The 6,299-nt window shown below is 44.6% G+C and carries 8 protein-coding genes; all 8 read left to right on the top strand.

Annotation, left to right across the window (positions count from 1 at the left end):
- Positions 1 to 236, top strand: a 236-nt coding sequence (locus QVP03_RS08910; protein ID WP_288210723.1) for a hypothetical protein, incomplete at its 5' end; no start/stop codon positions are given.
- Between the two features lie 2 nt (positions 237 to 238).
- Positions 239 to 826, top strand: coding sequence for a gp53-like domain-containing protein (locus QVP03_RS08905; RefSeq protein WP_022333132.1), 588 nt, complete (start codon positions 239 to 241; stop codon positions 824 to 826).
- A 29-nt stretch (positions 827 to 855) separates the two neighbouring features.
- Complete coding sequence (locus QVP03_RS08900) at positions 856 to 1,146, top strand: hypothetical protein (RefSeq protein ID WP_022333131.1); 291 nt, start codon at positions 856 to 858, stop codon at positions 1,144 to 1,146.
- A 167-nt stretch (positions 1,147 to 1,313) separates the two neighbouring features.
- Positions 1,314 to 2,150 carry a DNA adenine methylase gene (locus QVP03_RS08895; protein ID WP_022333130.1) on the top strand — a complete coding sequence of 279 codons (837 nt, stop codon included), beginning with the start codon at positions 1,314 to 1,316 and terminating at the stop codon, positions 2,148 to 2,150.
- 224 nt (positions 2,151 to 2,374) lie between these two features.
- On the top strand, positions 2,375 to 3,340 hold the full coding sequence (locus tag QVP03_RS08890) for an ATP-grasp domain-containing protein (protein ID WP_288210722.1): 966 nt from the start codon (positions 2,375 to 2,377) through the stop codon (positions 3,338 to 3,340).
- A 10-nt stretch (positions 3,341 to 3,350) separates the two neighbouring features.
- The gene (locus QVP03_RS08885; RefSeq protein ID WP_055203751.1) at positions 3,351 to 4,388 is read left to right on the top strand and encodes an ornithine cyclodeaminase family protein; all 1,038 of its coding nucleotides are present in this window, start codon (positions 3,351 to 3,353) and stop codon (positions 4,386 to 4,388) included.
- An 11-nt stretch (positions 4,389 to 4,399) separates the two neighbouring features.
- Positions 4,400 to 5,644 (top strand): glycosyltransferase family 4 protein, encoded by a 1,245-nt coding sequence (locus QVP03_RS08880; RefSeq protein WP_055203753.1) that lies wholly within the window; start codon positions 4,400 to 4,402, stop codon positions 5,642 to 5,644.
- Positions 5,645 to 6,053: 409 nt separating this feature from the next.
- The coding region (locus tag QVP03_RS08875) for a sugar phosphate nucleotidyltransferase (protein ID WP_279067148.1) at positions 6,054 to 6,299 on the top strand (246 nt) is incomplete at its 3' end.

Genomic DNA, 6,299 nt, shown 5'->3' with positions numbered 1-6,299 from the left:
AGGCAGCAGGTATGCTGATTACCGAGGATGAGCAGGGCAGCCCTGTTTTAACGGAATATGTCAATAGCGTCCCGGTGCCGACCTACGAACAGCGGGTGCAGCAAAGCATCCGAGAGCGGTATTCGGTCGACGAAGAGCTGGCGATACTCCGCCAGCGGGACACCAAGCCGGATAAGTTCGCGGCCTATTACGAATACGCCGAGCAATGCAAAGCGCAGGCAAAAAAGCAGATGTAATTATGAAAGGCAGAATACAGCATCCAATGTACACAGCGGCCGCGCTGACCGCGGAGAATCCCGTACTACTCGCCGGAGAGGTTGTCTATGAATCCGACACGGGCCGTCACAAGCTCGGAGACGGCGTGAAGGGTTGGAATGCTCTCCCGTATGCTGGGGGGGGGAATTTTGAGGGCAATATCCCCGCCGAACGAGTAGAGCAGGATGGCAGACACCTTTTTGTGTCTGACACGGAAAAATCGGCGTGGAATAACAAGGCTGCGAAGGACCTTGCGAACGTTTCGCTGGGAAAACTGTTTTCAACCAACGGTTATTACAAGGCGCCCGACGGGCTACTGCTGCAATGGGGCTATAACACCGGAAGCGATTCAACGGGAACCACAACCATTTATTTCCCGACGACCTTTTATGCTGTACCGTACAGTGTCGTTACCACGGTAGCCTTCGGTGCAAAAACAGGCGTTGCATCGGCTTCGGTGAACAGCAAAACCGCATCGTATTTTATTGCCCGAAAAAGTTATGCGCAGAATGCAGGAGTAAATCCTGCGGGAGAACCCCTGTATTGGATTGCCATAGGCCGCTGGAAATAAACATCGTTTTACCAAAATATCATCGCACAATGAAAAAAGCAATTTCTTTGATCCTCGCCCTGCTCGCAGCGGTCGGCAAGGAGTGCTACCAGACTTTCGCGCTGGGGCTCGTCGCGGCGGCCATGACCGCCATCGTCGCACTCGTCTGCGGACTCTCGCTTTGGACTGCTATGCCCGTCGTGGCTCTCGCCGCGCTGGGGCTCGCGCACCTCGTCGCAAAAGTCCGAGCGGTGAAACTATCCCGAGGCGAGGCGGTAGCATATGCCGTCGGGAACCTCGCAACGTGGCTCTTGCTCGTCGCCGGGTATCTCGTAAAATAAAACCGATTACATAGGGGCATGAAAAAGCCCCCGGTCTGTTGTAGTATCTCACCACGTACAGCAGAACGAATGCGCCGTAACACATCCACCGAGGGCTAAAGCCTTCGGATGTGCTACGGCGTTTTTAGTACGTGGTGAGATGTGCAAATATACTCTTTTTTATTTGAATGAAGAAACTTGTTTACAATTCGGCCCCGCTGCCGTTCATGGGGCAGAAGCGCCGTTTTGTCGGCGAATTCAAGAAGGCACTCGGGCAGTTCCCCAACGCCACGGTATTCGTTGATCTGTTCGGCGGTAGTGGACTGCTGTCGCATGTGGCGAAGCAGGAGCGGCCCGATGTGCAGGTCGTGTATAACGACTTCGACGACTTTCACCTACGCCTGCAGAACATCCCACGAACCAATGCTCTGCTGGCCGACATCCGGAATTTTGTGGGGGGGGGAATTTCCAAGAATCAACGACTGTCGGAGGCATTGCGAAAGCAAATCCTCGACCGTGTGGCCGAGGAAGAAAAAACCGGGTTTGTCGATTATATTACCCTCTCGGGATCGTTGTTGTTCTCTGGGAAATATGTGACCTCATTCGACGAGTTGGCAAAAGATGGGTTTTACAATACAGTTCGGCAAACTGACTTTTCGGCAGAAGGGTATTTGGATGGGGTCGAGATCGTGAAGCAGGACTATCACGAGTTGTTCGAGCAATACAAGGATGTATCCGGTGCGGTGTTCCTCGTCGATCCGCCGTATCTCTCGACCGAAGTAGGTGCGTATAAGTGCTATTGGCGACTGGCCGATTACCTTGATGTACTCAAGATATTGCAGGGGAAATCATACGTGTATTTTACCTCCAATAAATCGCAAATCGTTGAACTGATCGACTGGTTTACACGCACACAATTCAATAGCAACCCATTCGAGGGAGCCGAACGTCGGGAGTTTAACGTGTCGATAAACCACAACTCCAAATATACGGACATCATGCTGTATAAACAAGCTGTCGTATAACATATAATTCCCCGAAACGGGGATACGAAAAATATCTTAAACTGCAAATAGTTACGCTGTTTATTTTTCAAGAAAAAAGCGTTTGATTTTGTGTTTCTAAACGGCTGTTTAAACGCTGTTCAAACACTGATTAAACGCTTTTAGTTTGGCGTGAAAAAAAATCTTTTTTTTGCACATTTCGTTTGTAAAAAGTGCACATTTCGTTTGCCCGATTATAGGAGTATTTGCAAAACAAAGAGCATTTTAAACGATTATGTATCGAGTATGGCCTGCCGGTTGTTCCGAAATATGATTATGAATTGGAGAATCCCAAACGCAATATTCCCGATAGTGCATTTCCTGTAATTACCAAACCAACGGATGGTTGTGGTAGCAGTGGCTTTTCCGTTTGCCGAAATTCTGAAGAGTTGAGAAAAGGTTATGCGATTGCACGTCAGGCATCGCCCACAGGCAGCGTCATTGTGGAAAAATTTGTAAAAAACGATGGCGTTGTGGTGTTCTATACTTTCAGTAACGGCAAGATGTATTTTTCTGGTTTGGAAGACAAATATCCAGTGAAATACCAAAAGCAAGGTAGCTATGTTGGAGGTTTGTTTGTATTCGAGAGTAAACTTACTCAAGAATTCCGTCTACATTTTGACGAAAAAATTGCAGAGATGTTTCAATCTATCGGCATTCGAGAAGGCAGTGTTTGGATTGAAGTTTTTCATGATGGAGAAAATTACTATTTTAATGAAGTAGGATTTAGATACGGTGGATCGGTTTCAATATACCCAGTCGATTATTTTTATCAAATTAATCAAGTCGCAGCGGATATTCATTATGCATTAACTGGCGAAAGTTGTATCTCCGAACACACCTCATTAATTCGGAGTACCCTGCCTCGAAAGAAATATTATTGCATATATCCGGTTCATATCAATGCTGGAACAATTTCTAGTATTTCAGGTTTAGATAAAATTGCTCAGTTAGAAAACATAGTTTATCTAGCCACGACTAAATATCTTCATGATCGGATTGAATCCTCGGGATCATTCTCTCAAGTTTTTGCATTGGTTCATTTTGTTTGTAATACAACTGAGGAATGTATACAAACCATAGATCGGATTCACCAAATGCTGGTTGTTTTTGACGAGCATGGGAATAACATGGTGAATCGAATGCTGGACGTCGGAAAAATAATTTTCTAATGGAAGGGCAATGAATAATACTATATCAATAAAAATTATAACTCAAGAAGATGTAGCTGCAATTTTTGATAGTCATGCAGATCGACTCTTCGAAATTGTTGAAGACGCTTTTCTTAAAGCTTCAAAAGGAGAGGTTCTTTTTCCTGATAAAATATCTCAGATTTTTGACACACAGACACAAAATCGGATTAACTGTATGCCGGCTACTTTATTGGGAAATAAAGTAGCCGGATTAAAGTGGGTTTCCGTTTTTCCAACCAATGCTCCGAAAGGCATTCAGAATGTGACGGGGGTTATGTTGTTGTCAGAAATCGAAACCGGATTCCCAATCGCTGTAATCGATGGAACACTTTGCACACAACTTCGGACAGCGGCCGTAGGATGTGTCGCAGCCAAATATTTGGCACCCAAAAAGGTGGAAACAGTTGGATTTATTGGAGCCGGAGAAGAGGCTCGGATGCACTTTACACTGCTGAAACATCTCTTCCCATCGATCAGAACCTGCAAAGTTGCTTCCCGGCACAGTGCAACCGAAGACCGATTCATAGCCGAATTTGATAAAATAATTCCGGATGTTCATTTTATCGCCTGCCGAGGCGATAATTCGCAGGCCGTGGCAGATACCGATATCATCGTAACAGCCATTAGCGGACAAGCACCGGTACTGAAGGCTCGGGATGTTCGGGCCGGAATGCTTTATATCCATGTAGGAGGTTGGGAGGATGAATATGGTGTGGCCCTCAAAGCCGATAAGATCGTATGTGATGATTGGAATGCTTCCAAGCACCGCACCCAGACGATTTGCCGCATGTATAAAGAGGGATTACTCAAGGATAAAGATATTTATGCCGATTTAGCGGAAATTATCGCTGGTCAGAAAAAGGGACGGGAGAGTGACGAGGAGTTTATCTATTTCAATTCAGTAGGTCTTTCTTACATCGATTTGAATTTTGCCCATGAAATCTATCGCGAGGCTAGCTTATTAGGTTTAGGGCGTGATATCGTGTTGGCAGAATCGGATCGAGTGGACTACCGTTGTTTTATTTAAAAATACTGCGAGTGAAAATACTTTATCTGCCAGCTTATTTTTATCCGGAGCAGGCGGCAAGTGCTTATTTAAGCGACAACCGAAATCAAGCTTTTGCTGATGCAGGGTTCGACATGGTGGTTTATACACCGGTTCCGACACGAGGTATTTCCATCGAAGAACGAAAAAAATACAAACACCGAAAGGCTGATTCGATGTATGGCGGCCGAATGATCGTATATCGGTTCTCTCTGATGCGTGAAGGTGGAGGTCCGATAGTGCGTGCGTTACGCTACAGTCTGTCGTGCATCCGACAATTTTATTGGGGATGTTTTGCCCAGGAGGCTCGGCAATGCGATGTAATGTTTATTTCCAGCACACCACCTATCCAAGGAGCAATGGCTGCATTGATTAAGAAAATACGGCGCATCCCACTCGTTTACAGTCTTCAGGACATTTTCCCCGATTCCTTGGTTGGAACGGGCATGGCAAAAAAAGGTGGGGCATTGTGGAAAGTCGGTCGGATGATTGAAGATTTTACCTATCGGAATGCCGACCGGATCATCGTCATCTCTGAGGATTTCAAACGCAATATTATGGCCAAGGGTGTCCCAGAGTCCAAAATCGAGGTCATATACAATTGGGTTGATGAAACTGCTATTATCCCGATACCACGGAATGAAAATCCCCTTTTTGCCGAATTTGGATTGGATCAAAACAAGTTTTATGTTGTATATGCAGGGAATTTGGGTAGTGCTCAGAATATTGATATTTTACTTGAGGCTGCAAACTTATTACACGATAATTCTGATATACAATTTTTGGTTTTTGGGGCAGAGAAACAAGCTGAGCCATACATCACAAAGGCCAAACACATGCAACTCTCCAATTTAAAATTTTTACCACTTCAACCGTATGAAAAGGTTTCGTGTGTGTATAGTTTGGGTGATGTCGCAGTTGTATCATGCAAACAAGGATTTGGAGACATTGCAATGCCTAGTAAAACATGGAGCATTATGTCTGCAGGAACTGCTGTATTGGCTAGTTTTGATAGAGGGACTGATATGCAATATATTATCGAAAAGAATCGTCTTGGAGTATTTACAGAAGCTGAAAATATTCAGGAATTTGTCAAGGCAGTACATATTTTATATTCTAATCCGGAGGAGTGCGTTCAAATGGGAAAACGAGGTCGTTGTTATATTCTAGAACATCTAACTCGGGAAGTTGGAACTCGTAAATATATTGGCGTTATTGAATCTATTGTTGGGCACTAAGTTTACAGTTTTCATTACATTCACATTAGCTGTCGATAATGTATGTTAGCACAACCCAATTTTCCAATAAATTGATATTTGGAAACATCAAAAATAATTCGTATTTTTACATTTCTAGCATAGAGATGTAATGTGGAGTAAAATGGCCGCTACAACCTCGTGACCTCAAAAACAAAGAATGGCCATAACATATTGATACATAAAGAACAAAGGTAGTAGATCCGAGTTTGTTTTCGATTCAAAAATCAGTAATCTATTGTAAATACCTTCTTTGTAAAAATAGAATCAATCAAGCTGATTGTGTGACCTAATCAATTGTATATTTAAGGGGTAAAATGACTTGTGTAGCCTAGTGGAGTTGATTAGCATATTGAGATTTTCGGGAAGTGTATCAAAATTCACTTGACTCATGAAAGGCCTAGTATTAGCGGGCGGGAGCGGCAGCCGCCTGTATCCGATCACGAAAGGTGTCAGCAAGCAGCTGCTTCCGATTTATGATAAGCCTATGGTCTACTACCCGCTCTCGGCTTTGCTTCTTGCGGGTATCCGCGATATCATGGTTATCTCTACACCGGATGACCTTCCGGGTTTCCGACGTCTTCTGGGCGACGGCTCCGACTACGGTGTTCGTATCACGTATGCCGAGCAGCCGTCC

Source organism: Alistipes sp. CAG:29 (assembly GCF_000435435.1).
Classification (GTDB): Bacteria; Bacteroidota; Bacteroidia; order Bacteroidales; family Rikenellaceae; genus Alistipes; species Alistipes onderdonkii.
Note: the sequence above shows the minus strand (reverse complement) of the source record. Positions and strands in the feature narration are given on the sequence as shown.